Genomic DNA, 2,832 nt, shown 5'->3' on the forward strand with positions numbered 1-2,832 from the left:
AAACACAACCGGGGCGGCCCGGTCGTCAAACCAGCAGGTCCCGGGCTATCCGTTCCGCCACGGACTCCAGGATCGGGCCCGCCTCCGCGATGCACCGCTGGACGTCGGGCTCGGCCTCGGTCAAGGGATAGGCGCGGCGGATACCCGCACGGGCCAGGGCCTCCGGAGACAACGCCAGACGCCCGCAGACCGCCACGACCTCCTTGCCCGCGGCACGCGCAGCCGCGGCAACCCCCGCCGGCGCCTTGCCATGGAGCGTCTGCTCATCCAGCGACCCCTCGCCGGTGATCACCAGCGTGGCCCGCTCCAGCGCGGGCGCGAAGCCCAGGACGTCGAGCATGACCTCGATACCGGGACGGAACCCGGCGCCGAGGATCAGCGCCCCGTAGCCGATACCACCCGCGGCCCCAGCGCCGGGCGCGGAGGCGTACTCAGCCGCCCTGGCCCCGATCGCCCGCTCCAGAACCTCCGCGAAGTGCCCCAGCGCCGCGTCCAGCGCCGCCACATCCTCCGGGGTCGCCCCCTTCTGCGGCCCGTACACGGCGGGCGCGCCCTTCGGCCCGGTCAGCGGGTTGTCCACGTCACTGGCCAGCACGAACTCGATCTCGGCGAGCCGGGGGTCGAGGCCCGACAGGTCGGCGATGGCCAGATCGGCCAGTGCCCCGCCCCCGGGGCCCACGGGTTCTCCGCCGGCGTCGAGGAAGCGCGCCCCCAGCGCGGCCAGCATGCCCGAGCCGCCGTCCGTGGTGGCGCTCCCACCCACACCGAACACGATCGTCCGCGCCCCCGCGTCCAGCGCGGCGCGCAGCAGCTCCCCCGACCCGTACGTCGTCGCCGTCAGCGGCGCGAAGACCCCGGCGGGCAGCCGCTGCAACCCGCTGGCCTCGGCCATCTCGACCACGGCCGTGTCGCCGCGCAGCGCGTACGCCGCCGTCACGGGCTCGCCCACCGGGCCGGTGACCCGGACCTCACGGCGCTCGAACCCGGCCGCGACCGCCGCGTCCACCGTCCCGTCGCCGCCGTCGGCCACGGGCAGCGCCTCGACCTCGGCCTCGGGCACGACCCGGCGCAGGCCCTCCGTCACCCGCTCCGCGACCTGCACGGCCGTCAGTGATCCCTTGAACTTGTCCGCGGCGATCAGCACCCGCGCAGTTCCCGTCACCTGCATACCCCTCGCTTCCGGGCCTTGCGCATGTCAAGGCAGTCGCGCCGCAGCGACCCTAACCGGTGACGAGGGCCGCTGCCCAGGGCGGGCACCCGGGCACGGGACTCACTCCGGGACGGAGGCGCCGCTGTGGTCGTAGAACTGGTGCGTCATGGCGTTGCGGTCGCCGCTGGGCATGCTGATGTGCTCCATCACGTCCTCCAGGAAGTCGACGTCCCCGTTGATGACGTTGACGTCGCCGGACCGGACGAGGGGCTCGGTTGCCGCCGCGTGGGCCGGGGCGGCGGCGAACAGGGCCGCGAGGGACGAGGCCGCGAGCAGGATCGTACGGCTCAACGGACGGCTCATCGGGGTCATGACACTCCTGGCGCGAAGGGCGGACGGTTGCCGTCCGGAACCAACCGGACGCCCGGAAGTAAACCAGACGAACATCTCATGCCGACGCGGACGTGGACGAAGGTTGACGAGTAACGCGGACGAAGGTTGACGGGTGGCACATACGGAGGTTGACGGGTTCACGCACGGAGATCGACGCGTCGAACCACGGGCCCGGGCGGGCGGAACCGCACCGAATTCGGTAAACCGGACGTATGACCCCTGTGGGCACTGACCTCGCCGACCGCGTCCTCGGGGGCTGGCTGGGCCGGATCGCCGGCAACATGCTCGGCAAGCCGGTCGAGCAGGGCGACCACTGGACGCGGGACCGTATCGACCGCTACCTGCGGCAGGCCGAGGCGCTGCCGCTCACCGACTACCTCCCCGAGCCCCTCAGCGAGAGGGACGGCCTGGAGCTGCGCCCGGAGTGGCGCCAGTGCGTGCGCGGCCACATCCACGGCAGCTGCCGCGACGACGACGTGGACTACGCCATCCTCGGCCTCGACCTGCTGGAGACGTACGGCTTCGGCTTCAGCACCGAGCAGGTCGGCGACCTGTGGCTGCTGCGACTGCCGTACCTCCAGACGTTCACGGCGGAACGGGCCGCCTACCGCAATCTCGCGAACGGGCTCAAACCACCGCTCACCGCCACGTACGACAATCCCTACCAGGAGTGGATCGGCGCCCTGATCCGCGCCGACGTCTACGGCTGGACCTGCCCCGGCGTGCCCCGCCACGCGGCCTCGCTGGCCCGCCGTGACGCGGTCCTCTCGCACACCGGCAACGGCGTGTACGGCGCGATGTGGGCGGCGGCGCTCATCGCGGCCGCGTTCACGGCGCCGACCGCGCGCTCCGCGCTCGACACCGCCCTCACGGTGATCCCGGCGAGCAGCCGCCTGGCCCGTACGGTGCGCCGGGTCCTCTCGCTCCACGAGACGGGACTGAGCTGGGAGGACACCCTGGCCACCCTGTCCGAGGAGACGGCCGGTCTCGGCTGGATCCACACGATCCCCAATGCCGCCGTCCTCACCGCCGGCCTCCTGTACGGCGACGACGACTTCACCCGCACGATCACCCTCACCGTCCGCGGCGGCCTCGACACCGACTCGAACGGTGCCACCGCGGGCTCGGTGGCCGGCGTCCTGTGCGGCGCGGAGGCGATCCCCCCGCAGTGGAAGGCTCCCCTGGAGGACACGGTCCGCAGCGCGGTGTTCGGGTTCGACGGAGCACGGATCAGTGAACTCGCTGAGCGGACCGTGCGGTTGGCAGAGGCGGCGGGCTGAGAGCCGGGG

At 72.7% G+C, this 2,832-nt stretch carries 3 protein-coding genes; 1 reads left to right on the forward strand and 2 read right to left on the reverse strand.

What is annotated here, in order from left to right; translation table 11 throughout:
* Positions 1 to 25: 25 nt before the first annotated feature.
* Both FNH08_RS48265 and FNH08_RS48270 read right to left on the reverse strand, forming a co-directional pair.
* The gene (locus tag FNH08_RS48265; protein ID WP_407704602.1) at positions 26 to 1,144 is read right to left on the reverse strand and encodes a glycerate kinase; all 1,119 of its coding nucleotides are present in this window, start codon (positions 1,142 to 1,144) and stop codon (positions 26 to 28) included.
* A 126-nt stretch (positions 1,145 to 1,270) separates the two neighbouring features.
* Positions 1,271 to 1,513, reverse strand: a complete 243-nt coding sequence (locus FNH08_RS48270) for a hypothetical protein (RefSeq protein ID WP_152778240.1) — start codon at positions 1,511 to 1,513, stop codon at positions 1,271 to 1,273.
* A gap of 242 nt (positions 1,514 to 1,755) precedes the next feature.
* Between FNH08_RS48270 and FNH08_RS48275 the strand changes: the two genes are divergently transcribed.
* Positions 1,756 to 2,823 carry an ADP-ribosylglycohydrolase family protein gene (locus tag FNH08_RS48275; protein ID WP_152778241.1) on the forward strand — a complete coding sequence of 356 codons (1,068 nt, stop codon included), beginning with the start codon at positions 1,756 to 1,758 and terminating at the stop codon, positions 2,821 to 2,823.
* Positions 2,824 to 2,832: the final 9 nt, after the last annotated feature.

This window comes from Streptomyces spongiae (assembly GCF_009377185.1).
Classification (GTDB): domain Bacteria; phylum Actinomycetota; class Actinomycetes; order Streptomycetales; family Streptomycetaceae; genus Streptomyces; species Streptomyces spongiae.